This is a genomic window from Lachnoclostridium edouardi (genome assembly GCF_900240245.1).
Lineage (GTDB): Bacteria > Bacillota > Clostridia > Lachnospirales > Lachnospiraceae > Lachnoclostridium_A > Lachnoclostridium_A edouardi.
The window spans coordinates 2,695,061-2,720,047 of sequence record NZ_OESQ01000001.1; the positions used below are offsets into that span (position 1 = coordinate 2,695,061).

The window sequence follows — 24,987 nt, forward strand, 5'->3', positions numbered from 1 at the left end:
GGAAGCTGACGTCAGAAGAGGACGGCAGCTTCTATTTTTTAGAATACATATGTTTGGGAGAATATAAGGTGCGTCAATTTAAAACACCTAGGGTGTTTTTCAGCAGAGAAAGCCGGTTTATGAGTAAAACAGAATTGCATTTTTTCCGGCTGGTTTAGGAAAAACACTGAAATCCTATTGCTAAAGCAGCGGAATTTCAAAAGGTCCGGTATTTTTAAATAAAAATCCTCAGCCTGTAAACAGAAGTGTTGTGTGGAGAAAAATGAAAGACTTATGCAGATATACTTATGTAGAGAAGGAAGAAGTCAACTTGAAAATGACTTTTAATTTTCCTTCGGACAAACAGGCCGTCGGTAACTAATACGGTTATATCAGTGAGATCAATCAGTTTTTCCAGGAAGCTTTTTAGTATATTGGAAATACGAGCCGCCAGCTGAATGTGCAAACAACAATGAGAGTGCCGTTAGCGGTAGAAAAGTCGGTAGGTTATTTGGAAGCCGGAAAAATTGCTACAGTATCAGATTAGACCGGCAAAGCCAATTAAACGGCAGAGATAAAGTAAAAAATATTTTATAAAACCTTTCCTAAAGAATATTCTTTTAAAATTTTTTCTGCGTTTAGGAAATATTGTTCTAGCAGAACAAGACTGGTGGTGTCGGAAAAAAAGTTTTGTGTGCTAAGTATGGTTTTTTGCTGAACAGGCAAAGGCGCCTTTAATATATCCTTTCTGTATTGCCTGGGAGTGCAGCCATATTTTTTAAAAAATGCTTTATTCATGTATTTAATATCTGAGAAGCCAGATTCCAAACAAATATCCAGTAGGCCATGTTCTGTTAAAAGCAGCAGCTGCCTGGCTTTTTCACAGCGTATGCTGGATAAATATTCCTGGAAAGAAAGGTGAAAATGTTCTTTAAAAAAATGTGACAAGTAAGATACAGTCAGCCCTTCTGCTTCCGCCATCTGTGTCAGCAGCAGCTTTTCCGTGTAATGTTCCTGGATATACTGGGAAATTCTTTGTATTCTTTGATTTCTTATTAAAATTCTGTTCTTTTCCTCTGGCTCAGCCTGATTGTAGGGAACTGCTGTAATAATATAATAAAATAGCAGGTTTAAAAGGCTGATACAGCGAAATTCAAACCCCTGGCTTTTAGAAAAATATAATCGGGACAGCTCTAAAAGGGTGCCCTGAAATATATTGGCATCCTGTGGAGAAAGGCAGCTATTGCATAAACAGAAGGAAAAATCTAAATCCTGAATTTTGGGAAAATAATCCTTACAAAAGGAGGGGGAAACCTGCAGAGCTAAAATCAAAGCAGGATTGTTCTCATCTCCGTAGATTTCATGGGGTTGGCAGGAATTAAAAATTACAAAATCATTTTTCTTAAAACAAAGCTTTTGGCCTGCAGAGCACATGATAACAGAACCTTCTAAAATATAGCATATTTCTATATCCCCATGAACGTGAGGCTCTCTATATAAAAGATTTACCAGAAAAATTTTAAAACTGTGAATGGTTGTGTGGGAAATAATCTCGTATTGGTTTTTCAAGATACAGCCTCCTTCCTTGTATACTGATGGTAAGATTTCTCTGTGTATTTGTCAAGAGCCACATTCTGCATTTTAATTGAAAAAAAGCTAATTAGTCGTTTTTTAAAAGCATGTTAATATGAGAAAAAATATCTATAATCTATATAATGAAAATAACAGCACTGGTAAATATTTTGAGAACTATTTGTACCCAGACAAAGGGGTTGGAAGTAAAATTAAAAATAGGAGGAATAAGCAATGTCAAAGTTTAAATTTTCAGTAGGACCGTGGAACGTACATCCGGGAGCAGATTCTTATGGACCAGAGACAAGAAAGGATATTGCATTTGAAGAAAAAATAAAGAAATTTGCTGAAATGGGTTTTTCTGCTATCCAGTTCCATGATGATGATGCAGTACCGAATATTAATGATTATACAGAAGAAGAAATTAAACAAAAAGCAAGGGATTTAAAAAAGCTGCTGGATCAATACGGCTTAGCTGCAGAATTTGTGGCCCCCAGACTTTGGATGGATGAACATACTGCAGACGGCGGATTTATGAGCACCTCAGAGGAGGACAGGGAGTACGCCATGTGGAGAGCTTACAGGTCTATTGATATTGCAAGGGAATTAGGCTGCGATATGGTAGTGCTGTGGCTGGCAAGAGAAGGCACCCTTTGCGCCGAGGCAAAATCTCCTGTGTGGGCTACGAAGATGCTGATTGAAGCCATTAATAAAATGCTGGAGTATGATCCTGCAATTCGTATTTGTATTGAACCAAAGCCAAACGAGCCCATTGACAGAAGCATCTGCGGAACCATGGGACATGTAATGGCTGTTTCTGCGGCTACTATTGATCCCAGCCGGGTGGGAGGAAACTTAGAAAGCGCCCATGCAATTTTAGCCGGCTTAGACCCGGCCCATGAAATCGGTTTTGCTATGGCTATGGGCAAGCTGATGACAGTTCATTTAAATGATCAAAATGGCATTAAATATGACCAGGATAAATCTTTTGGCGTGGAAAATCTCAGGGCGGCCTTTAACCAGGTAAAGGTATTAAAGGAAAACGGCTACGGAGATCACGGAGAGTACGTAGGCCTGGATGTAAAAGCTATGAGAACAACAAAGGACGAGGACAGCTATAAGCATGTGCAGAACAGCCTAGATATTTTCAGAGCATTGGAGGCTAAGGTAGATAAATTTGATTACGAGTTCCAGAAGAAGTGTGTAGAGAACAGAGACTTTGAAGGTCTGGAAATGTACGTAATGAAGCTGCTTATGGGAATTGAGTAGAGAGAAAAAATTAAAGTTACTCATTTTGCTGAGGAATAAAAGAGGTGAGAGGATGAGGGAAAGAAAAGCAGTTGTGGCGGGCCACATTTGCCTGGACATTACCCCTGTGTTTCCGGAAAAAAGAGGGGATAATTTGAAAACCGGAGAGGAAAGACAGGAAAAGGTGGAGAACCTGTTAAAGCCTGGAAATCTGGTAAATGTTGGGACGGCTCAGGTAAATACTGGAGGCGTGGTGGCTAATACAGGGCTGGCCATGAAAAAAATGGGAATCACCGTCTGCCTTATGGGAAAAACCGGGGAAGATGAGTTTGGCAGAATTATCCGGTCTATTTTAAAGGAATATGGCAGTGAGCAGGGTCTGATTACAGACCCTGCTTCCTCCACCTCCTACAGTATTGTGTTGGCTATGCCGGGAATAGACAGGATTTTTTTCCACAATCCAGGGGCGAATCATACATTTTCCTATTCTGACATAAGCTGGGAGAAGGTGGAGGAGGCTGATTTATTCCACTTTGGTTATCCGCCTTTGATGAAGCAGATGTACAAAGATCAGGGAAAAGAGCTGTCAAAAGTATTTCAAAAGGCAGATGAAACAGGGGTAATTACTTCTTTAGATTTAGCGGCTGTAGAGCCGGATTCAGAGCCTGGAAGGGAAAACTGGGAGGAAATTCTTAAAAATGTATTGCCTTATGTAGACTTTTTTGTGCCCAGTTTTGAAGAGCTGTGTTTTATGATTGACAGGGAACGATATGAGAAACTGGTAAAAGCAGCGGGAACAAGGGAGATTACAGAAGTAATGTCTCTTGAAAATGATGTAAAGCCATTGGCTAAAAAGGCCAAAGAATTAGGGGCTAAAAGTATTCTCATTAAGTGCGGGGCCCCTGGAATTTATTATAAAATGGGAAATGCTAATGAGCTGAAAAAAGCGGGACAAAGGCTGGGACAGTCTATGGAGGACTGGGCTGACAGAGAAGGATTTGAAAAAAGCTATAAGCCTGCTGCAGTTTTATCAGGCACAGGGGCCGGAGACACTACAATCGCCGGGTTCTTATCTGCAATGTTAAAGGGGCGTTCCTTAGAAATGTGTTTAAAGGTGGCGGCGGCTACAGGAGCCAGCTGTGTGGAAGCCTATGACGCTTTAGGAGGAATTCTTACAGTAGAGGAACAGGAAAAACGTATTGAGCAGGGATTAAAAAAGCAGGATTTTAAGAGAGGAGGCACACTATGGGAAGAAAACTAAGATATGGCATGGTAGGCGGAGGGCCGGACGCATTTATTGGAGACGCCCACAGAAAGGCTTTAAATCTGGACGGACAGGCCGCAATTACGGCCGGCTGTTTTTCCAGAACGCCTGAAAAAAACTATGAAATGGGAGAGCAGCTGGGCATTGACCCGGAGCGCTGCTACGAAAATGCCTTTGTTATGGCGGAAAAAGAGGGGGCCAGGGAGGATGGAATCGACTTTGTAGTGGTGGTAACTCCCAACCAGTCTCATTTTTCCATCTGCAAGGCTTTTTTGGAAGCAGGAATTCACGTGTCCTGCGACAAGCCTTTGGCAGTAACGGCAGACCAGGCCAGGGAGTTAAAGCAGCTGGCTGAGGAAAAGGGTCTGTTATTTTTAGTTACTTATACATACATGGGCCATGTAACTGCAAAACATGCCAGAGAAATCATTAAGGCGGGGGAAATAGGAGAAATCCGCACTGTTATGGCAGAATATCCTCAGGGATGGCTGGCTTTTGAAGGACAGTGGGGCGGAAAACAGGGCAGCTGGAGATGTGATCCTGCTCAGTCTGGAAATGTAAACTGTCTGGGAGATTTGGGCACACATGTGGAAAATGCAGTTGCAGTGATGACCGGCCTGAAGGTGAAACGGGTTTTAGCCAAAATGGACGTGGTGGTGCCTGGAAGAGTTTTAGATGACAACGACGTAGTGCTGGTAGAGTACGACAACGGGGCTACTGGAGTTTACTGGACTTCCCAGGTGGCAATCGGGCACGACAACAGCCTGCGCGTAAGAATATACGGAAGTAAGGGAACGATTCAGTGGTTCCAGGAAAATCCGGAAGTGATTACTATAATCAGGGAGGACGGCAGGATTCAGGAGGTGCACAGAGGGCACAGCTTTATTGCTCCCAAAGCGGCTTCCTACGGCAGACTGCCCAGTGGGTACACAGAGGGATGGCTGGAGGCTATGGCCAACCTGTACGCCAGTTTTATAAAGTGTATCAGGGCAAAAGCCGATGATACGTTTACAGAGGATATGATAGATTATCCTACGGCCGCAGACGGTTTAGACGGTTTAAATTTTGTGGAAGCATGTCTTAAAAGCAGCGGGCAGGGAAATGTTTGGGTAGACGTAAAATAATTAAAAAATAGTAATGCTCGTGAAAGACCTGGCAAACTATTTTTCATGTATCGCACATAAGTGCCTAAAACACAGGCACTAAGTGCTCATAACAATAAAAAATAGTTTCGCGATAGCGAAGTTCGGGTTTCCCGTAGTTTTTTATGGAACGAGGAACGAGTGAAATAAAAAAAGTCAGGAGGAATATTATGGCAAGACCAGTTACAATATTTACAGGACAATGGGCGGACTTAGGTTTGGAGGAGATGTGCAGCCTGGCAAAGCAGATGGGATATCAAGGTCTGGAAATAGCTACATGGGGACAGCTGAATGTGAGAAAGGCCGCAGAGGATCCTGATTATGTGGCCCAAGTAAAAAATACGCTGGAAAAATACGGACTTGGCTGCTGGGCCATAGGCGCCCACCTTCCGGGACAGTGTGTAGGAGACTTGTGGGATTCCAGGCTGGACGGCTTTGCCCCTGCCGAATTGGCAGGAAAGCCAGAAGAAATTAGAGCCTGGGGCATTGAGGAAATGAAGTATGCGGCAAGAGCCGCAAAGGCAATGGGAGTAAAGGTAGTTACTGGATTTATGGGCTCTCCGATATGGAAATTCTGGTATTCCTTCCCTCAGACCTCTGAAGAAATGGTAAATGCCGGGTATGAGGAAATAAAAAGACTTTGGACTCCTATTCTGGATGAATTTGACAAATGCGGAGTAAAATTTGCTTTGGAAGTTCACCCTACAGAAATCGCTTTTGACTACTACAGCACAAAGAAGCTTTTGGAGGTATTTGAGTACAGAGAAACCTTAGGCATTAATTTTGATCCCAGCCATCTGCTGTGGCAGGGAATAAATCCTGCTGTTTTCCTTTACGATTTTGCAGACAGGGTGTATCATGTTCATATTAAGGACGTAGCTGTAAACCTGGACGGAAGAAACGGAATTTTAGGCTCTCACATTACCTTTGGAGATCCTAGAAGAGGATGGAACTTTGTATCTCCAGGTCACGGGGATGTGGATTTTGATAAGATTATCCGCGTGCTCAATGATAAAAAATACGACGGACCTCTTTCTATTGAGTGGGAGGACAGCGGAATGGAACGTGTATTCGGCGGCACAGAGGCCTGTGAATTTACAAAGAAAATTAATTTCTCCCCGTCAGACATTGCTTTTGACGACGCTTTAAAAACAGATTGAGAAAGGACATAATATGTTAGCGAATTTAAATGATGTATTAATTCCCGCCAAAAAAGGAAAATATGCTGTGGGACTTTTTAATACTGTAAATATGGAGCAGGCCAGAGGGGTGATTGCCGCTGCTGAAGAGCTGCAGTCCCCTGTTATTATTGGAACCGCAGAGATTTTGCTGCCTTTTGGCCCCTTAGAGGAATTATCTTATCTTTTAATTCCAATGGCTAAGAAGGCCAAAGTGCCGGTGGTGGTTCACTTAGACCACGGATTAAAGGCTGAAACCTGCAGGCAGGCTTTAGAGCTGGGATTTACCTCTGTTATGTATGACTGTTCCACAGAAGGGTACGAAGAGAATGTGCGCCGCGTTAAGGAAATCGCCTGTCTGGCCCACAGTCAGGGAGCCACAATAGAGGCAGAACTTGGCCATGTGGGAGATAATCCAAGCTCTGCAGAGGGAGATCACATTTTAGACGATGCTTCCAAGTATTATACTGACCCGAACCAGGCCAGAGATTTTGTAAACAGAACAGAGGCGGACGCTTTAGCTATTGCAGTAGGAACTGCCCACGGGGCATACAAGCTGCCGCCAAAGCTGGATTTTAACAGAATTCAGACAATTGGGGAAATGATAGATTGTCCTTTAGTTCTCCACGGCGGCTCCGGGCTGACAGATTATGATTTTCAGGAAGCTGTCAGAATGGGAATCAGCAAGGTAAACATATTTACAGACATGAATTTAGCCGGCGCCAAGGCTATGGCAGAGGCATATGGTCCTGGTAAGGGACTGACAGATTTAATTCCCTTTGGGGTGGAAGCCACAAAAGAAGCTGTAAAAGAAAAAATGAAGCTGTTTGGCTCAGCCGGAAAGGGCTGAGAAGGGGCGGCGCAAAATGGAAAAGCCGGGAGGGCCTATCATTTTGCGCCTTCTTTTTTTATGTTCCAGTAGATTAATTTTCAGGATAATGATAAAATAAGATTCTGACTGAAAATAGAGGGGATGCAAAGTTTATGAGAAAAACAGTAGATTTGCTCAATGGAAATATTGTCAAATCTTTGACAGAACTAGCTGTTCCTATTATGGCCACGTCTATGGTTCAGATGGCTTACAATTTGACGGATATGGCCTGGATTGGAAGAATCGGAAGCGCTGCTGTTACTTCCGTGGGAGCTGCGGGAATGTATACATGGCTGTCCCAGGGCGTTGTGATGCTGGCCAGAATGGGAGGTCAGGTGAAAGTAGCCCATTCTCTAGGAGAGGGCAAAAAGAAAAAGGCGGTGCAGTACGGAAGAGGGGCTATTCAGCTGGCGATTGTGCTGGCTGTAATATACGGAATTATTATGAATCTATTTACGCCTCAGCTGATTGGATTTTTTGGACTGCAGACAGACAAAATTGTGGGGGACGCAGTAATTTATTTAAGAATCGCCGGCGGATTAATTATATTTGCATATTTAAACCAGACTTTAACCGGCCTGTTTACAGCTATCGGAAACAGCAGGGCGCCTTTTACAGCCAACTGCGTAGGCTTATTGTGCAATATGGTTATGGACCCCATATTGATTTTTGGAATCGGGCCTTTTCCCAGAATGGAGGCTGCAGGAGCGGCCGCCGCTACTGTTATGGCCCAGGCTGTAGTTACTTTCGTAATGTTTTTAATGGCTAAAAAAGATCAAATATTATTTAATAAAATTAAGCTGTGGGAGAAAACGCCGTTCCCATATTTTGTAACAATGATCAAAATTGGTCTGCCTACTTCTGTGCAGGACATGCTGTACTGTACCATTTCCATGCTTTTAACCAGAATGGTAGCCTCCTGGGGAGATACGGCTGTGGCCGTGCAGAGAGTAGGAGGGCAGATTGAATCTATTTCCTGGATGACGGCAGAAGGCTTCGGAACTGCCTTAAATGCTTTTGTAGGTCAGAATTTCGGCGGAAAAAAGTATGACAGAATCAGAAAAGGTTATTTTACGGCGGCAGGACTGATTGCTGTCTGGGGATTATTTACAACAGGACTTTTAGTATTTTTAAGCGAGCCTATTTTTCGTATTTTTATCCATGAGCCGGATGTCATCCCTCATGGAGTCAGCTATTTAAAGATTATTGGATACGGTCAGCTGTTTATGTGCGTGGAGCTGATGACAGTAGGGGCGCTGGCCGGCCTTGGAAAAACATTTATCTGCTCTGCCATCAGCATCACTTTAACATCATCCAGAATTCCTTTGGCCTTATTGTTTGGAGCAACAGCCTTGGGCCTTAACGGTATTTGGTGGGCTTTAACTACATCCAGCATTTTAAAAGGAATTACATTCTTCCTGACATTTGTCTTTATTCTCAGCAGACTGCCGGATAAAAAGACAGAATAAGACAGAAAACCTGGAATATACTGGAAACAGCTGGAAAAAAAGCAAAAAAGGTATGGACGAAATCGACATTTTATGAGAAAATATAACCGAGTATGGCGTGAAATTTTCAATCATGCCAACTGGACAAATTACTTTTCGAAATTACATATTTGAAAGGAGTTTTAACATGATTTATTCACATGAAGTAGAAAAAATGTGTACAGTAGCACAGGGCGTTAATCATGGTGCTGCGCCAATCCCAGAAGAAGCAAAATGGGTACAGTCTAAACAGGTTTCCGATATTTCCGGTTTAACACACGGTGTAGGCTGGTGTGCTCCACAGCAGGGCGCCTGTAAGCTGACTCTGAATGTAAAGGAAGGTATCATTCAGGAAGCATTGGTTGAGACTTTAGGATGTTCAGGTATGACACACTCTGCAGCTATGGCAGCAGAAATTTTGCCAGGCAGAACTGTGTTAGAAGCTTTAAATACAGACCTTGTCTGTGATGCAATCAACACTGCTATGAGAGAATTATTCTTACAGATCGTTTACGGAAGAACACAGAGCGCTTTCTCTGAGGACGGACTTCCAATCGGCGCTGGTCTGGAGGATTTAGGAAAAGGACTTCGCTCTCAGGTTGGTACTATGTACGGTACATTAAAGAAAGGTCCTCGTTACCTGGAGATGGCAGAAGGCTATGTAACAGGTATTGCTCTTGACGCTGACGATCAGATCATTGGTTATCAGTATGTAAACCTTGGAAAGATGACAGATTTCATTAAGAAAGGCGACGACGCCAACACAGCTTATGAAAAAGCAAAAGGACAGTACGGCCGCGTTGCTGACGCTGTTAAGATCATTGACCCAAGAGAAGAATAATCACAGATATAACTGCTGATACATACAAGTAAAAGGTTAAGAGTTAATTGATAATTTAAGGAGGATAATAGAATCATGGCATTATTTGAATCTTATGAGAGAAGAATTGACAAAATCAATTCTGTATTAAATAGCTATGGAATTGCTTCCATTGAAGAAGCTGAAAAAATTACAAAAGACGCTGGTCTGGACGTATATGATATGGTTAAGAAAATCCAGCCAATCTGTTTTGAGAATGCTTGCTGGGCATACATTGTAGGCGCTGCAATCGCAATCAAAAAAGACTGCAAGAGAGCTGCTGACGCTGCTGCAGCTATCGGTGAAGGCCTTCAGGCTTTCTGTATCCCAGGTTCTGTTGCTGACCAGAGAAAGGTTGGTTTAGGACATGGAAACTTAGGAAAAATGCTTCTGGAAGAAGAGACAGACTGCTTCTGCTTCCTGGCAGGCCACGAGTCCTTTGCTGCTGCAGAGGGCGCTATCGGTATTGCAGAGAAGGCAAATAAGGTTCGTAAAAAACCTCTTCGCGTTATCCTGAACGGTTTAGGAAAAGACGCTGCTCAGATTATCGCAAGAATCAACGGATTTACATATGTTGAGACAGAGATGGATTACTATACAGGGGAAGTAAAAGAAGTATTCCGCAAGGCATATTCTGATGGACTTCGCGCAAAGGTTAACTGCTACGGCGCTAACGATGTACGTGAAGGCGTAGCTATCATGTGGAAAGAGGGCGTAGACGTTTCTATTACAGGTAACTCTACAAACCCAACTCGTTTCCAGCATCCAGTAGCAGGTACATACAAGAAGGAATGTGTAGAAGCAGGAAAGAAATACTTCTCCGTAGCTTCCGGCGGCGGTACAGGCCGTACACTTCACCCAGACAACATGGCAGCAGGTCCAGCTTCCTACGGTATGACAGATACATTAGGACGTATGCACTCTGACGCACAGTTCGCTGGTTCCTCTTCTGTTCCAGCTCATGTGGAGATGATGGGCCTGATCGGCGCAGGTAATAACCCGATGGTTGGTATGACTGTGGCAGTGGCAGTTGCCATTGAGGAGGCAGCTAAGGAAGGGAAGTTCTAAGAAAAACTGCTTAGAATAAGACTTTTTGAAGTTACTAAAAATTCTCGTGGAATAGGATTGGATTGCTGCAAGAAGAGTTGACATTTTCTTCTTTTTGCATTAATATAATATTAGCAGAGAAAAGCAGATGTGTTTCATTGGTGCACAAAGCGAAAGGGGCTGTAAAAAAACAGCTCTAAAAAAACGCTGAGGTCGTGAGATTTCAGCGTTTTTTTGGTATAATTAATTATGCGACTAACTAAAAATACCAATAATAATTATACTGTAAGACAATTAAAATTACCATTAGAAATTGAAAAATTAATTGATATTTCTGATCCTGTATATACTTTCTGCGAAGTAATGGATCACATTGACCTATCAGGATATTTTGTAGAGAAGGGATACAAAACAGGTCGTCCAAGATGTGATGAACAAAAACTCCTCAAAGTAATACTCTTTGCTTTTATGGAACACGGAATCTGTTCTCTGAGAAATATTGAAAAACTCTGTAGAAATGATATCCGATACATGTACCTGCTTGATGGCATGAGACCCCCTTCCTTTGTTACTTTCGGCAACATCATCCGAAATGAACTTACAGATTCAATCGAACAGATTTTTTTGGATGTGAATACTTATATTTTTGAAAAAAACCAGGTGGATCTGGAACATACTTATATCGATGGTACTAAAATAGAGGCGAATGCGAATCGATATACCTGGATATGGAAAAAATCTTGTACAAAAAATCGAGATAAGGTTTTTAAAAAGATTTCAATGCTGATCGAGGCCATGAACCAAAACGTGTTAAGCTATTTCGGTGTAAAGCTTCAAAAGAGGGAAGAGTATGCCATTGATTATGTTTGTGAACTGTTGGAAATGTACAAAAAAGAAACAGCTCTGAAGGAGTCCTCGTTTGTTTCCGGCTGTGGTCACAGAAAAAGTATTCAGCAAAAACAGTATCAGGAATTGCAGAGATATCTTGAACGCTTGAAAACATATGCACATCATATAGAAATCTGTGGAGATGAAAGAAACAGTTATTCCAAAACAGACCATGATGCCACATTTATGCGTTTAAAAAGAGATTACATGGGAAATGATCAGCTGCTTCCAGCGTATAATCTCCAGACTGCTGTCTGTGATGAATACATTGCGGCAGTAGATGTAAAACACTATGCATCAGATATGGAATGCTTTGTTCCGCTGATGGAGAAATTTAATGAAATGTACGGACATTACCCCAAATATCCAGTTGCCGATGCGGGATATGGTTCTTACAATAACGATCTTTATTGTGAAGAGCATGGGATGGAAAAGTATATGAAATTCACTATGTTCAAGAAAGAAACAACAGATAAGAAATATCATAAAGACCCATATCGTGCTGTAAACTTTGGAAGGGATGAATCTGGGAACCCGATCTGCCCAAATGGCAAGAGATTTTACTTTAAAGGCAAACGTCATGTTTATAAGAATAAATATGGAAGAACAGAAGAACTCTATGAATGTGAATCTTGAGATGGTTGCCAGCATAAAAAAGAATGCAGTTCAAAGGCCTCTGGTAATCGAACAATTCGCATGAATCAGGAATTGACAGCCATCCATCAGGAGGTGATCAAAAATCTTGAAACCACCCAAGGAAGTCTTTTAGGAATGAATCGAAGTATTCAGGCAGAAGGAACATTTGGGATTTTAAAGTGGGATAAATCTTACAAAAGATTATTTCGGAGAGGCGAGAAAAACGTAATACTCGAAGTCACATTGATTTCGTGTGGCTTTAACCTTTATAAATATCATAATAAAAAGCGGAGACAAGAAATGGTTGCTTAAAATGTAAAAGTTATACATATAGCTTTATTAAGTGTACGTTTTTTTACATATAAGATCAGAAATCATGTTCATATAACAGATATTGAAACAAGGAATCGCCAGAACCGGCATTTGCCGGAACTGGCAATTCCTAATTAAGGACTTATTTTACAGCCCCTTTCTTTTTCCTTTTGAAGAGGAATAACTTAGGTTGGCTGTTGGTTATTTATCTCCGTCCAACCATTTACAAATATAGTAGCAAACTATACCTGCCACAACAGAGATAAAAAAAGCAGATATGTAATCTATTGGTCGCACCTCCTTCCTGCTGGAAAGAGATAAGCCTCTCCCCTTTCCGCAAGACTCGGAACGGATAGAGAGCTGCCGCCTGTTCGGCTGCCCAGGCAAGTATATTATGTTGTCAGAGTGCGCCCCCTGGCTCGCTCCAAGGGGGAGTTTTTGCTGTTAAACTATCTTATTTGCTGTCACATATTCTGTGAAATCTATTTCTGTTTCATTGCCTTTTGATGTAAAAACGCCAATCCAATGACCGCACATGTTAGTATTTTCCATATCAAATTCCCAACGTTTATATGGTTCTACAGCAGTAACAGTAAATAGAGTAGCGTAATTTTTAATCACTTTGTATAACAGTTTTGATATTGGATGTGGCCATTGATATCACATCCCTTCATATTCCAAATTGTCTTTATGCACATTAGACTATGAGATGCTGCTAATATCAAATATGGTTTTTGTTTTTATCTTTTGTTTACTTATTTCCCGGTTTATCCTATAATGAAAAAAGGCAGCCGCTGAATGCAAAAAAAGGATAGCCTTATATATAAAAATAAGGCGGACAGCATATTGGGCAATCAGGGGGAATAGGCTTTTTCAGCGCCTTTTCCAGGCCTCCGCCTCTTCCAGATTTCTACAGCCATATTTTTCCACTGTATATTCCATGGTAAGTAAAACAAGGTTTTTTCCTGCGGCAGCCAGTTCTTTTATATAATCTAAATAGACGGAAAGTGTTTGGTGGGAATATGTGCAGAGCTCGCCCCAAAGGTAAGTTTCAAAGGAAGCATTTCCTGCGGCAGCCTGCTCTTTTTTTACAGCCCTGTTTCCTGACGAGACCTTAGGGTAGGCAGCTTTATATTCCTCCATCCAGGTTAGCTGGATTTGAAGAATTTGGTTAATTATAGATTGATTTTCCTCGGGAACAGCTGGCAGGAGATGACATATATTTTTAAATTGCTGTGGGGCGGTATCCTTCATCATCCAGGCATATTTTTCCATAACAGGATTTCTGCCTTCTGCTTTAGCCTTCTTCAGATCATTTAGGTAACAATTAATAAGAGTCTCCGGCCAGGCATCAAACTGGCTTTTCCTCATAATATAAAAGGTGTGTGGAGTATTTTGGCAGTCTGCTCTGCCGCCCTCATTTTGCACCTGCTGAAAAAAGTCCCATTCCAGCTGCACCATATAATTTCTTTTTTCTTCTAAAGTCATTTTATATTTCTCCTATCCTATTAAAATGTGAATTTCCCTAAGGAGAGGGTCCTGAATTTTTTGGATAATCTCTGTGGGATACAGATTCATAACATTTTCTATTTTTACAATAAGGTCTTGTTTCTCAAGCTCTTCCAGACACAGACGGCATATTTCTTCAATTAATCTTACCTTTTTGTCAACCAGATTTAAATAAGGGTTCCAATTTGTAAAATGTGTTTGCTGCCAGGCATATTTTTGTAGATCTGTTTCTGCAAGCTCCAGAATCAGCGCCCCTGCATCTCTTACAAGGGAAAGGCGTTCCAGTCCTTTGAATTTCCATTTGTAATATGGGCAATAAGTCCGGTTCAGCAAATATATCATGGAAATTGCATTGTCCAGAAATTCATTAAGGGCAAAGTTTGCCGCCACAATATCCTGGCGCTGCATACATCTGCCGTAATTATACTGTCCTGATTGGGCCATTTTGGCGGCCTTAGCCGCCAGCTTTTTTAAGCGGATATCCTCAGGATAATAGGAAAGCATTTGCTGCAGCCAGGTAAATGTACCTTTCGTATCCTCAAAATGCTTCCCGGATGTAAGGGCTGCCAGTTTTTCCTCCGGAAGACTTAGCCAGCGCTGTAAGGACTTTGGAGGCTGTTCGTCGCCGATATACCTGCTGAAAAATTCATGTATTTCCATAACGCCTACCCGGTCATTACCGTAGGGGGAGACACTGCGGGAGGAAAATCCAAGATATTCCTTTGGAAGCTGTGTATAAATAGTGTGAAGTTGTGCACCTGCCAAAATATAGTCTTCTTTATCCAGCCAAATACAAAACCCAGGGCCAAAATCGTGATCCTGGGATATATCATCGTCAAATTCCAGGCATTCAGAGCCGTCCCCAAACAGGCCTGTAGCCAAATGGGAGAGGATTTGTGGAAAGCGCTGCTTTAGGACGGGCCGCCCAATGTTCCAATAATAACTTTCAGCTAATTTAAGGCCTTTCATTGCTTGATTTTCTCCATGGCTGCCTGCAGGTTTAAACGGATCATTTTGCAGGCGTCATTTTCACCAAAGGTATTCAGCTCCGTTTCTAATGCCTGCTGAAAATATTGGGCTGCTAAAATGTAATCCTTCTGATTAAAAGCCAAATGTCCAAAGGCAGAAAGGAAAGCTGGGTAATGAGAGTCATTTTTTCCAGATGTTTGATAATACTCCATTGCTTCCTCTAATACTCTGCCGGCCTCCTCCAGTTTATTTAAGGCCATATAAGTATAGCTGATATTTATTTTTGTGGTGGCGATTTCACTTTGGCTGTTAGAAAAAGTTTCAATTAGATATAGAGCTTTTTCCTGATAATTCAGGGCGGCCTCATATTGGTTCATATCCAGATAAACCTGGCTTTTATTATTGTATAAGCTGGCCATATAGAAGCTGTTTTCCAGATTATTTTTTTGAAAAATTTCTGCCGCCTGCTGATACAGCATAAGAGACTGACTGTAATGTCCCGCCACCCGGTGAACAGAGGCAGCGTTTAAAAGCGTTGCTCCCTGCTGCGGTGTTTGGCATAAATTTAGCTTTTGAATCAAAAGAGCGGCTTCCTCTGCAATTAAAATTCCTTTTTCAGCCCGGCCTGTTTCTCTGTATAATCCTATTAATTCATTGAAGAGAAGGAGAAGTCCTTCCTCATCCTTTTGGCGGCGGCAGGATGAGATTTCCCGCTCTAAAAGTAATTCCGCCTCATCTCTGCGGCATATTTGGTACAAATCATCTAACTGCCTTAATACTTCTTTCACACCCATTTACCCTTCCCCTCGTTCCCTATTTTTTACTTTTATTATAAGAAAGTTGTCTATGAATGGAAATTAGGAAGGTTCCCTATTTTATGGGGAATAAAGCCTTGCGGTTACAATCAGATTCATGTAGAATGAAGTGAGAAAGATATCCAGATTAGGACAAGTGAATCAGGGTGTGTATAAGAAAAAGGAGAAAAATTACATTATGAAACGTGACGGTATTGATCCGGCAAGATTTTTTTCAGAGATGTCAGAATACCAGATTACAGCGCAGGAATTTTTCAGTTCTGTTTTGCTGGATTCTCTGAATCGGAATTTTGGGCTTAAAAAAGCAGTGATTTCATATTTTGATACAGAGGGACAGTTTCTTTCCTGGACAAGCTGGAAAGGAATTATGATGGATTGTGAAGATCATCCTTATCGAAAAATTGCGGCTCTTGATGTAGTGAGGAACTTAATCTACAGGGAGGCGGTGCGGGATCGCCTGACATATTTTGACGTGGAGCCCAGACTGTATAAGTCGGCTGAAATAGTGGGGGTGGACCGGTATGAAAAGTCTGCATATGTCCGCTTTATTGAAGAAAACTTTCAGCAGCACTACAGCGTAACCCTGGCCTTCGGAATTAATGCTTATATTCAGGTGGCTTTTTTCAAAAGCTGGGAGGAAGGTGACTTTACAGAGGATGAGATTCAAAGGCTGAATGAAATATATGTGTATATTGCTAATTCATACAAGAATTTTAAAAAGTATGAGCAGGCAAAAATCGTTGCTAATATTCAAAGTGAAATTATTGCCTCCGGAGAAAAGGCGTACTTTATTACAGATGATTTTATGCATGTTTTAAATTATAATAAGGCGGCTGTAGAATGTTTAAAGGATCTGCTGGGGGAAGCTGTAGGGGAGCAGATTAACAGCACAAATCCCTGCAGCTGGCTGCCTTTTCTCCTAAATGGAGAGGATGAAAAGACGGCGGAGAAACGTGTTTTGACACGGGTAATTAAAGAATATATTTTTAAGGTATATACATATGACCAGACGTATTCAAATGGAATTATAGACAGATATCATTGGATTACAATTTCAGGAAAGGGGGAGGAAAAAAGCCTGAATATTTCACAGGAGGAGGTGTCGTTAACACCTACAGAGCTTAGGGTGGCAAAATTAATGCAAAGCGGACTGACTTATCAGGCCATTGCAGACGAGCTGGTAGTCAGCTACCATACAGTGAAGAAGCATGTTCAGAATATATATACAAAATGTGGAGTAAACAGCCGTTATCAGCTATATCGGTGGCTGGAAAGGCGGGAAGAAGAGAAGATACAGGGGGGGGGGGTATAATGAAAATGTACCTTCCGCCGTATAGCTGTATCAATGGGAAAGGACCAGAGAGATCTGGTCTTTTTTTTGTGCGAATTTCCAAAAGTAATTCATAAACAAAAAAATAAGGTTGTATATAATGCTGTAATTTTGGCGGATTAAAAAAGGAATATAGGGAATATTCCCTATAAAGATAGTACCAACGGCCGATTTTATTTAAATATGGACTTTGTTACAATATTGACATAGAAATTGATCCGGACAATGAAACAAAACTGAGAGGAGGGAATGAATTGCCGCAGCAGGGAAATGTTTTTAATGTTCAGCGTTTTACTATCCACGATGGGCCGGGGCTGCGCACAGAATTGTTCCTAAAGGGCTGTCCCCTCAAGTGTCAGTGGTGCAGCAATCCTGAAGGGTTAAAAGGTTACATACAACCAGGAATTTATAAAAGCAAGTGTATTTCACGGAAAAAATGCGGTGCATGTGAAGAGGTATGCCCAGAACCGGGCGTATTAAAATTTACGCGGGGAAAAATCAGCTCCATTGACCGGGAAAAATGTATCAATTGTCTTGCATGTTCCGACGCCTGTCCGTCAGAAGCCATTAAGCAGTGGGGAAAGCTGATGTCAGTAGAGGAATGTATGAAAATAATACGAAAAGACAAGGGGTATTATGAGCGTTCCGGCGGGGGAGTCACTGTTTCCGGCGGGGAGCCGCTGCTGCAAAGCGATTTTGTGGCAGAACTATTTAGGGCATGTAAGGCAGAAGATATTTCTACCTGTTTTGAGTCTACGCTTCACGTAAACTGGGAGGAAATAGAAAAGGCGCTGCCTTACACAGACCTTGTAATTTCAGACATTAAACATATGGACCTGGAAATCCACAAAAAGTATACAGGGGTAACAAATCAGAGAATCTTAGAAAATATGAAAAGGCTGACAGATAAAAACAGGGAATTGGTTCTCAGGATTCCTGTTATCCCGGATGTAAATGACAATATGGAAAATATTGAAGCTACAGCGGACTTTATATTAAAGGATCTGGGCGGCCATGTGAGAACACTGCAGCTTTTAAGCTTTATGCGCCTGGGGGAGGAAAAATACCGCTCTCTGGATATGCCTTACAAAATGGAGGACGTTAAGATAAACAGAAAATCCTTCCAGAAGCATGTGGAAAAGCTTGCAGAATACTTTAACAGCCGAGGCATTCACTGCCTGGTGGGAACAAAGGAAAAAGAGTAATTGGCGGAGTAAAAATATAAATAAAATTCAGGAGGAATTGGAATGAGCGTGAATCATACAACCGCGTCAGGAACAGAAAGCTATGATAAAAATTATTGCCTGGGATATCAGGTTCATCACGAGGACTGGTCTCCATATCCACGTGTAAATCATCTGCGCCAGACATTTTTAGACAGAGAATATTATGTAGATGTAGAAAGATTAAGACTGGTTACGGAGTCTTATAAGGAACATGAGGGATGTCCAAGAAAGCTGCAGTGCGCATATGCATTTGAGAAAGTGCTTTTGAACACCACATTGTATATTTATGACGAGGATTTAATTCTGGGAGAAATTGCCGCTCCTGCGAAAGCTTCACCGATTTACCCGGAATTCTCAGTAAATTGGATTATTGACGAGATCCTGCATCACCCGTTTGAGGAGAGAGAGCACGATCAGTTTTATATAAGAAATGAGGAAGAAAGAAAAGAAATTGTAGAACTTTGCAGATGGTGGCAGGGAAGAACAATCGCCGATCAGGTAGAGTCCAGACTGGAGGATGAGCAGAAGAAGGGCTCACAGCTGGGAAAGAGAATTTTCCAGACTAACCTTTATCATTATGCCGGCGCAGGCCATTTAGCTATTGACTATGAAAAGCTGATGAAGGTTGGATATAACGGCCTGATTGAAGAGGCTAAGGAGAGAATGGCTGGCTTGAGCAAGAAAGATCCAGAATACATGGACAAAAAAGAGTTCTATCAGGCAATGATCATTATGCATGAGGCCACAAAGAAATATATTGAGCGTTATGCACAGCTGGCAGAAAAAATGGCGGCAAAGGAGCAGGACGAAAAGAGAAAGGCTGAGCTGAAGGCAATGGCAGTAAACTGTCACGCGATTGCAGGGGAGCCGCCAAAAACATTTTGGCAGGCAATGCAGCTTTTTAACATTGCCACAGCCTTAATTCAGGTAGAAAGTAACGGCCATTCTATTTCCTACGGACGTATGGACCAGTGGCTGTATCCATACTATGAAGCAGATATGAAAAACGGCACAATTTCCAAGGAATTTGCTTTGGAGCTGATTGAAGTAGAGTACGTTAAAATGAACAATCCTACAAAGCTGAAGGATTACGGCAGCATGGCTTTAAGAAACGGAAGAGGCTTTGGCGGAGAAAGTCTGACTATAGGCGGAATGGATAAAGACGGAAACGACGCTACCAATGATCTGACAATGCTGATGTTGGAAGCTTCTGCTCACACTCGCATGATGAATCCATGGGTTTGCGTGCGTATGCACGAAAATACGCCGTATGAGCTGAAGGTAAAAACCATTGAGTGTGTTCGCGCAGGCTATGGCCATCCAAAGATTTTCAACGACGGACCGGCAATTAAGGGCATGATGAGAAAAGGCATGACTTTGGAAGAGGCAAGAGATTACTGTGTCGTAGGATGTGTGGAAATTGACCTTCCTGGAAAAGAATATGGATGGCATGATGCAGCATATGTAAATACTCCAAAAATGTTAGAAATGGTATTAAACGGCGGACGCTGTTTAGACTGCGGACCGATTTGTCCAAGATGGGCTCAGTGCGGAGCCATTGGAGAGCATCTGGGCCCGGATACAGGAAGCCTGGAAACATATCAGACATTTGACGAAGTATTAGAGAGCGTAGACAAACAATTTGAATACTGGACAGATCAGATGTGCAGCAGCTTGTGTATTATTGATAATGCACACAGAGCTTTAAAACCGCTTCCATATGTTTCAGCATTTTATGAGGACTGCCTGGAAAGTGGAAAGGATTTGACAGAAGGCGGTGCAAAATATAATGGAACAGGACCTCAGGCAAGTGGTATGGCTACTTGTGCAGACTCCCTGTCCACAATTAAACAGCTGGTATTTGATGAGAAACGCTGTACTGGAGCTGAGCTGCTGCAGGCGGTAAAGGATAATTGGGTAGGACATGAAAAACTTTACGCCCTTGTTAACAGCTCCAAGGTTCATCACTATGGAAACGACGACGACTATGCAGATGAGTTATTTGAATTTATGTTTGAATGCTACTGCAAACATATTAGCGGAAGAGTTAACCCGAGAGGCGGAAAATTCAGCCCTGGTGTTTATTCTGTAAACGCCAACGTAGCAATGGGATTAAATACAAACGCTACAGTTGACGGAAGAAAAGCAGGAGAGGCTATTTCTGAAAATATGGGACCAGTTCACACCGACTGCTGTTCACACGATATTTTTGGACCTACAGCCCTTACAAACTCTCTGACAAAGGTAGATCACAGCCTGGCAAGCAACGGAACTCTGATGAACATGAGATTTCCACAGGATTCTGTAGCAGGAATAGAGGGAAGAGATAATCTGTTAAACTTTGTAGACGAATATCTTGCCAAGGGAGCAATGCATGTACAGTTTAATATTATGAGCGTGGAAACTATGAAGGCAGCTCAGAAAAAACCGGAAAATTACAAGGATATGCTTGTGCGTGTAGCTGGATACAGCGCATATTTTGTAGAGCTTGGAAAGCCTTTGCAGAAGGACCTTATTGGGCGTACAGAATTGCATTTCTAAAAAATAATTTTACATGAGGGAGAAAGATATGAATATGAAACGCTTACTTTATATTGTGTTAGGGCCGGTTCTGTTTGCAATCTGTACTTTTGCATTTCAGAATACCCTTTCGCTGGCAGGCGCAGAAGCAATCGGCGTATTAATTTGGATGATTTTCTGGTGGGTAACCCAGCCTGTAAACATAACTGTTACAGCATTTGTGCCTATTATGGCAAACGCATTATTTAATATTATACCAATGGAAAGTGTAACCTCAAGATATTTTTCAGACAGTATTATTTTGATTTTTGGCTCCTGTCTGCTTACGATACCGTGGAAGTCCACTGGACTGGACCGCCGGATTGCTCTGAAGGTGCTTTCTATTGTGGGACCTACTATTAAGTCGCAGATTATTGTATGGCTTTTGGCAAGTATGCTGTTTTCCACTGTACTGCCAAATATTGCAGTAGTCGCCCTGTTTTGTCCCATTGCTGTGGCTATGTTAAACGCAGCAGGATATGACGATATTTCAAAATCAGCTCCTGCAGTGCCGATTCTGCTTTGCATTGGATGGGGCGCCGGACTTGGCGGCGTAGGTTCTCCATTGGGAGGAGCTATGAACGTGGCCGCTATCTCTTTCCTTCAGGATTTAACAGGAAAAGAATTTATGTACATAGACTGGATTATCAGAATCCTTCCATTCTTCCTTGTATCTACAGTAGTTATGATGATGACAATGCTTTTTATGTACAGAGGAGCCGAGCCTTTAAACGGTACAAAAGATTATTTTGAACAAGAGCTGGAAAAACTGGGCAGGATGAAGCTGGAAGAAAAGATTATAGGAACATTATTTGTGCTTGCTATGATCGGTGCGTTTACACGCCCTCTTTATGCCTCTGTTCTGCCAGGACTGGCGCCTGCATATGTGTTTGTAATCCTGGGCAGCCTTTCCTTCTTTATTTCAGTAGCAGCCAAACCTTTACTTACATGGGAAACAGCGCAGCAGGGCACTCTTTGGGGCATGATGATGCTTTTTGGAGGCGGATTAGCTTTAGGAGAGCTGGTTAATAAATCAGGAGCCGGCGCAGGAATTGCACAGCTGGTTCAGGGAATGAATATGGACGGAGGATTTTTGACAGTAGTTGTATTTGCAGTGTTTGCAATTCTGATTTCCGAAGCTACCAACTCTACTGTATCAGCGGCGGTAACAATCCCTATTATTTTGTCCTTTACAACACAGATGGGATTAAACCCGGTTCCTTATTGGCTGTTAGGCATTATGGCTATGAACGCAGAGTTTTTACTTCCGGTCAGCGTCCGTGCCGTACCGGTTTCATATGGATTGGATGCTGGAGTGATGATGAAAAAAGGTTTCCCTATGCTGGTAATCAGATTCCTTGTAGTTTTGGCAGTGGGATATGTATGTATTAACTTCTGGCCGTATTTCAGCAATGTGTCCTATTTAAATTTCTAATATTTTCACATTTTAATATTTTCACAGGGTAAATGTAGATTTACCTCTATAGCGTCAGTGTGCGGGGACAGCAGTACCCTCTGTGCACTGACGTTATCCATATTACAAACATAGATAAAAAAATAACAGGAGGATTAAAAAATGGGTACAGTACAGGAATTAGTTGCCAGATCAAAGGCAGCTCAGAAACAGTTTGAATTTGCAACCCAGGAACAGGCCGACGCGGCGGCTAAGGTGATCTGCAAGGTGGTTTATGATAATGCACAGATGTTAGTCGCTATGGCGGTTGAGGAGTCCCGCATGGGAAATGTAGAGGACAAGATTGCCAAATGCCGGAATAAATCTATGTTAATCTGGCAGAGCCTGAAGGGAAAGAAAACAGTGGGAGTGATTAATCGTCTAAAGGACCGCCGTATGCTGGAGATTGCAAAACCTATGGGGGTTGTAGCGGCAATTATTCCTTCTACAAATCCTGTTGTTACGCCTATGGGAAATGCGGCCTCTGCTTTAAAAACGAGAAATTCCATTATTTTCGCCCCTCATCCCAGAGCAGTAAAATGTACAAAGCTGCTGGTGGAAATGTTTCAGCAGGAATTGGAAAAAATCGGCCTTCCAAAAGATCTTATATTAGGATTAGAGCAGGTATCTGTGGAGGACAGCGGCGCCTTAATGAGCATGGCGGATGTGGTTGTAGCCACCGGAGGTCCTGGAATGGTTAAGGCAGCATATTCCAGTGGAAAGCCTTCTCTTGGAGTAGGGCAGGGAAATGTACAGTGTATTGTAGACCGGGATGCAGATTTAGGCCAGGCTGCAGAGAAAATTCTTATTGGCCGCAGCTTTGACAACGGTTTAATTTGTCTGGGAGAGCAGACTGCCTTTGTCCCAGAAGAAAAATTTACAGAATTTGTGGAGGAAATGAAAAAACACGGCGGTTATTATGTAGACGGCCCAGAGCAGGTGGCAAAGCTGAGAGAAGGACTTTTCCCAGGCGGCGGCCCCATTAGCAGAGATGTAGTAGGATTGACGGCAGCTCAGGTGGGAGCGTTGATGGGCTTTAATGTTCCTGAGGGAGCCAAAGCTATTGTTGTAAAAGCGGATGGAATAGGCAGAGCAGACCACCTTTGCAGGGAAAAGCTTTGTCCTGTAATTACAGTATACCCTTACAAGACATTTGAAGAAGGGGTGGCTATGATGGTGGAAAATTTAGAGTATGAAGGCAAGGGACACAGTATTGCAGTTCACTCTAATACTCCTGACCATGTAGAGTATGCGGCAATAGAGTGCTCTGTTTCCAGAGTGATTGTAAATCAGCCGGCAGGCACAACAGGAGGGGGAAGCCCTACTAATGGATTTACTCCTACTACTACGCTGGGCTGCGGCTCCTGGGGCAATAACAGCTTCAGCGGAAACTTTAATTACGAACATTTGATGAATATTACGCGAGTAGGATATCCTTATGAAGAATCTTACCTTCCGGCCCCAGAACTTGTATGGCAGGAAGATTAAAAATAAGAGAGGAGCGGACTTATGGATTATTTGGAAATAGAGGGAAAAGCGCAGCTGAAACGTTTTGGGATTCCTGTAAATGAAAGCGTTCTTTTAACGGGAGACGAAATCCCGGACAGCATTACATATCCTTGTGTGCTGAAAGGACAGATCCTTTCTGGAAAACGAGGAAAGGCGGGAGCAGTCCGCGTTGTAAAATCCAGGGAAGAGCTGGAGGAAGCCAAAAAGATTATTGAGAAAATTACTATTAACGGCAGAAAAATGGAAGGCGTAATTGCCTGCGGCTTTCTGCCTATAGCAGAAGAGTATTATATAGGAATGACTTTGGATGTAAAAAACAGGGCCATGCTTATGCTGTTCACTCCTTATGGAGGGATGGAAATTGAAGAGCTGGCGGCAACTGCGCCGGAAAAGCTGATGAGATTTGACTGTACCTTAGGATTTAACAGAGAAAATTTTATAAAAGAAGCGGCTGTTTTTCATCTTCCGGAGGAACGTATAGAAAAAGTGGCAGATATCGGAGAGAAGTTATGCCATGCCTGCTTTCAACTGGACGCTACAACTATTGAAATTAACCCTTTGGCAGTGTTAAAGGACGGAAGTGTGCTGGCTATTGACTCTAAGCTGGTAATTGATGACAACAGTCTTTGCCGCCAGGGAGATTACACCATACTTCCCCGGTCAGCGCAGAAAAAATCGCCTGAGGAGGAAGACGCTGCAGCTCACGATCTGACATACGTGGAGCTGGATGCTGAGGGCGATATTGGAACTATGGCAGGAGGCGCCGGAATCGGCATGGCCACAATGGATACGATCCGCCATTACGGCGGCAGAGTAAACAATTTCCTGGATCTGGGCGGCGGAGTAACTGCGGAAAAAACATATCAGGCTATGCGGATTTTACTTCAGAATAAATCTACAAACTACATACTTGTAAATGTATTCGGCGGTATTAATAACTGCGCGGACATGGCTGAGGGAATTGCCAGAGCATATAAGGAGCTTGGAATTAAAAAGACAGTTGTAGTAAAAAGCAGAGGTTTTAACCAGGAACAGGGGTGGGCGATTTATGATGAGCTGGGATTTCCTCAGACTAAGTACGGCACCACGGACCAGGCGGTTCAGACATTGCTGAAAATAAAGGGGGAACAGTAA

Annotated in this window: 18 protein-coding genes and 1 pseudogene; 15 read left to right on the forward strand and 4 right to left on the reverse strand. The window is 42.3% G+C overall.

The annotated features are described in order from the left end of the window. Window positions 1–570 precede the first annotated feature (570 nt). A complete protein-coding gene (locus tag C1A07_RS12835) occupies window positions 571–1,548 on the reverse strand; it encodes an AraC family transcriptional regulator (RefSeq protein WP_101877448.1) in 978 nt (325 codons plus the stop codon). Between the two features lie 237 nt (window positions 1,549–1,785). On the opposite strand from C1A07_RS12835, the gene C1A07_RS12840 reads away from it, so the two are divergent. From C1A07_RS12840 to C1A07_RS12880, 9 genes and pseudogenes are all read left to right on the forward strand, one after another. After that, window positions 1,786–2,820 carry a TIM barrel protein gene (locus C1A07_RS12840; protein ID WP_101877449.1) on the forward strand — a complete coding sequence of 345 codons (1,035 nt, stop codon included), beginning with the start codon at window positions 1,786–1,788 and terminating at the stop codon, window positions 2,818–2,820. Between the two features lie 52 nt (window positions 2,821–2,872). Next, window positions 2,873–4,060 carry a carbohydrate kinase family protein gene (locus C1A07_RS12845; protein WP_101877450.1) on the forward strand — a complete coding sequence of 396 codons (1,188 nt, stop codon included), beginning with the start codon at window positions 2,873–2,875 and terminating at the stop codon, window positions 4,058–4,060. Beyond that, entirely contained in the window at window positions 4,045–5,187 is a 1,143-nt protein-coding gene (locus C1A07_RS12850; RefSeq protein WP_101877451.1) for a Gfo/Idh/MocA family protein, read from the forward strand. The genes C1A07_RS12845 and C1A07_RS12850 overlap by 16 nt, the downstream gene beginning before the upstream one ends. 188 nt (window positions 5,188–5,375) lie before the next feature. Continuing rightward, window positions 5,376–6,365, forward strand: coding sequence for a sugar phosphate isomerase/epimerase family protein (locus C1A07_RS12855; protein ID WP_101877452.1), 990 nt, complete (start codon window positions 5,376–5,378; stop codon window positions 6,363–6,365). 13 nt (window positions 6,366–6,378) lie between these two features. Then, a complete protein-coding gene (locus C1A07_RS12860; protein WP_101877453.1) occupies window positions 6,379–7,233 on the forward strand; it encodes a class II fructose-bisphosphate aldolase in 855 nt (284 codons plus the stop codon). 134 nt (window positions 7,234–7,367) lie between these two features. After that, window positions 7,368–8,723 carry an MATE family efflux transporter gene (locus tag C1A07_RS12865; RefSeq protein ID WP_101877454.1) on the forward strand — a complete coding sequence of 452 codons (1,356 nt, stop codon included), beginning with the start codon at window positions 7,368–7,370 and terminating at the stop codon, window positions 8,721–8,723. Between the two features lie 166 nt (window positions 8,724–8,889). Further along, entirely contained in the window at window positions 8,890–9,582 is a 693-nt protein-coding gene (locus C1A07_RS12870; protein ID WP_101877455.1) for an iron-sulfur cluster assembly scaffold protein, read from the forward strand. A gap of 75 nt (window positions 9,583–9,657) precedes the next feature. Continuing rightward, entirely contained in the window at window positions 9,658–10,668 is a 1,011-nt protein-coding gene (locus C1A07_RS12875) for a GGGtGRT protein (RefSeq protein ID WP_101877456.1), read from the forward strand. Window positions 10,669–10,896: 228 nt separating this feature from the next. Further along, window positions 10,897–12,483, forward strand: a pseudogene (locus C1A07_RS12880) (transposase). Between the two features lie 873 nt (window positions 12,484–13,356). On the opposite strand, the gene C1A07_RS12895 reads toward C1A07_RS12880, so the two are convergent. From C1A07_RS12895 to C1A07_RS12905, 3 genes are read right to left on the reverse strand one after another with little or no spacing between them, the layout of a single operon-like run. Beyond that, complete coding sequence (locus tag C1A07_RS12895) at window positions 13,357–13,971, reverse strand: DUF4125 family protein (RefSeq protein WP_101877458.1); 615 nt, start codon at window positions 13,969–13,971, stop codon at window positions 13,357–13,359. 12 nt (window positions 13,972–13,983) lie between these two features. Then, window positions 13,984–14,961, reverse strand: coding sequence for a DUF4037 domain-containing protein (locus tag C1A07_RS12900; RefSeq protein WP_101877459.1), 978 nt, complete (start codon window positions 14,959–14,961; stop codon window positions 13,984–13,986). After that, window positions 14,958–15,755: a tetratricopeptide repeat protein gene (locus tag C1A07_RS12905; protein WP_101877460.1), complete on the reverse strand. Its 798-nt coding sequence runs from the start codon at window positions 15,753–15,755 to the stop codon at window positions 14,958–14,960. Before C1A07_RS12905 ends, C1A07_RS12900 begins: the two co-directional genes overlap by 4 nt. A 199-nt stretch (window positions 15,756–15,954) precedes the next feature. Here C1A07_RS12905 and C1A07_RS12910 point away from each other — a divergent pair, with 199 nt between their 5' ends. From C1A07_RS12910 to C1A07_RS12935, 6 genes are all read left to right on the forward strand, one after another. Further along, a complete protein-coding gene (locus tag C1A07_RS12910; protein WP_101877461.1) occupies window positions 15,955–17,088 on the forward strand; it encodes a response regulator transcription factor in 1,134 nt (377 codons plus the stop codon). A gap of 272 nt (window positions 17,089–17,360) precedes the next feature. After that, a complete protein-coding gene (gene hpfH, locus C1A07_RS12915; protein ID WP_101877462.1) occupies window positions 17,361–18,311 on the forward strand; it encodes a (2S)-3-sulfopropanediol dehydratase activating enzyme in 951 nt (316 codons plus the stop codon). Window positions 18,312–18,353: 42 nt separating this feature from the next. After that, the gene (hpfG, locus tag C1A07_RS12920; RefSeq protein WP_101877463.1) at window positions 18,354–20,873 is read left to right on the forward strand and encodes a (2S)-3-sulfopropanediol dehydratase; all 2,520 of its coding nucleotides are present in this window, start codon (window positions 18,354–18,356) and stop codon (window positions 20,871–20,873) included. Window positions 20,874–20,901: 28 nt separating this feature from the next. Beyond that, on the forward strand, window positions 20,902–22,326 hold the full coding sequence (locus C1A07_RS12925) for an SLC13 family permease (RefSeq protein WP_101877464.1): 1,425 nt from the start codon (window positions 20,902–20,904) through the stop codon (window positions 22,324–22,326). A 141-nt stretch (window positions 22,327–22,467) separates the two neighbouring features. Next, entirely contained in the window at window positions 22,468–23,832 is a 1,365-nt protein-coding gene (locus tag C1A07_RS12930; protein WP_101877465.1) for an aldehyde dehydrogenase family protein, read from the forward strand. Between the two features lie 21 nt (window positions 23,833–23,853). Then, window positions 23,854–24,987, forward strand: coding sequence for an ATP-grasp domain-containing protein (locus C1A07_RS12935; RefSeq protein WP_101877466.1), 1,134 nt, complete (start codon window positions 23,854–23,856; stop codon window positions 24,985–24,987).

Coding starts and splice junctions, on each gene's coding strand:
- C1A07_RS12860 (WP_101877453.1), top strand. CDS start 6,379: ATGTTAGCGAATTTAAATGATGTATTAATTCCCGCCAAAAAAGGAAAA.
- C1A07_RS12895 (WP_101877458.1), bottom strand. CDS start 13,971: ATGACTTTAGAAGAAAAAAGAAATTATATGGTGCAGCTGGAATGGGAC.
- C1A07_RS12910 (WP_101877461.1), top strand. CDS start 15,955: ATGAAACGTGACGGTATTGATCCGGCAAGATTTTTTTCAGAGATGTCA.
- C1A07_RS12845 (WP_101877450.1), top strand. CDS start 2,873: ATGAGGGAAAGAAAAGCAGTTGTGGCGGGCCACATTTGCCTGGACATT.
- C1A07_RS12900 (WP_101877459.1), bottom strand. CDS start 14,961: ATGAAAGGCCTTAAATTAGCTGAAAGTTATTATTGGAACATTGGGCGG.
- C1A07_RS12870 (WP_101877455.1), top strand. CDS start 8,890: ATGATTTATTCACATGAAGTAGAAAAAATGTGTACAGTAGCACAGGGC.
- C1A07_RS12875 (WP_101877456.1), top strand. CDS start 9,658: ATGGCATTATTTGAATCTTATGAGAGAAGAATTGACAAAATCAATTCT.
- hpfG (WP_101877463.1), top strand. CDS start 18,354: ATGAGCGTGAATCATACAACCGCGTCAGGAACAGAAAGCTATGATAAA.
- C1A07_RS12865 (WP_101877454.1), top strand. CDS start 7,368: ATGAGAAAAACAGTAGATTTGCTCAATGGAAATATTGTCAAATCTTTG.
- C1A07_RS12850 (WP_101877451.1), top strand. CDS start 4,045: ATGGGAAGAAAACTAAGATATGGCATGGTAGGCGGAGGGCCGGACGCA.
- C1A07_RS12935 (WP_101877466.1), top strand. CDS start 23,854: ATGGATTATTTGGAAATAGAGGGAAAAGCGCAGCTGAAACGTTTTGGG.
- C1A07_RS12905 (WP_101877460.1), bottom strand. CDS start 15,755: ATGGGTGTGAAAGAAGTATTAAGGCAGTTAGATGATTTGTACCAAATA.
- C1A07_RS12925 (WP_101877464.1), top strand. CDS start 20,902: ATGAATATGAAACGCTTACTTTATATTGTGTTAGGGCCGGTTCTGTTT.
- C1A07_RS12855 (WP_101877452.1), top strand. CDS start 5,376: ATGGCAAGACCAGTTACAATATTTACAGGACAATGGGCGGACTTAGGT.
- C1A07_RS12840 (WP_101877449.1), top strand. CDS start 1,786: ATGTCAAAGTTTAAATTTTCAGTAGGACCGTGGAACGTACATCCGGGA.
- C1A07_RS12930 (WP_101877465.1), top strand. CDS start 22,468: ATGGGTACAGTACAGGAATTAGTTGCCAGATCAAAGGCAGCTCAGAAA.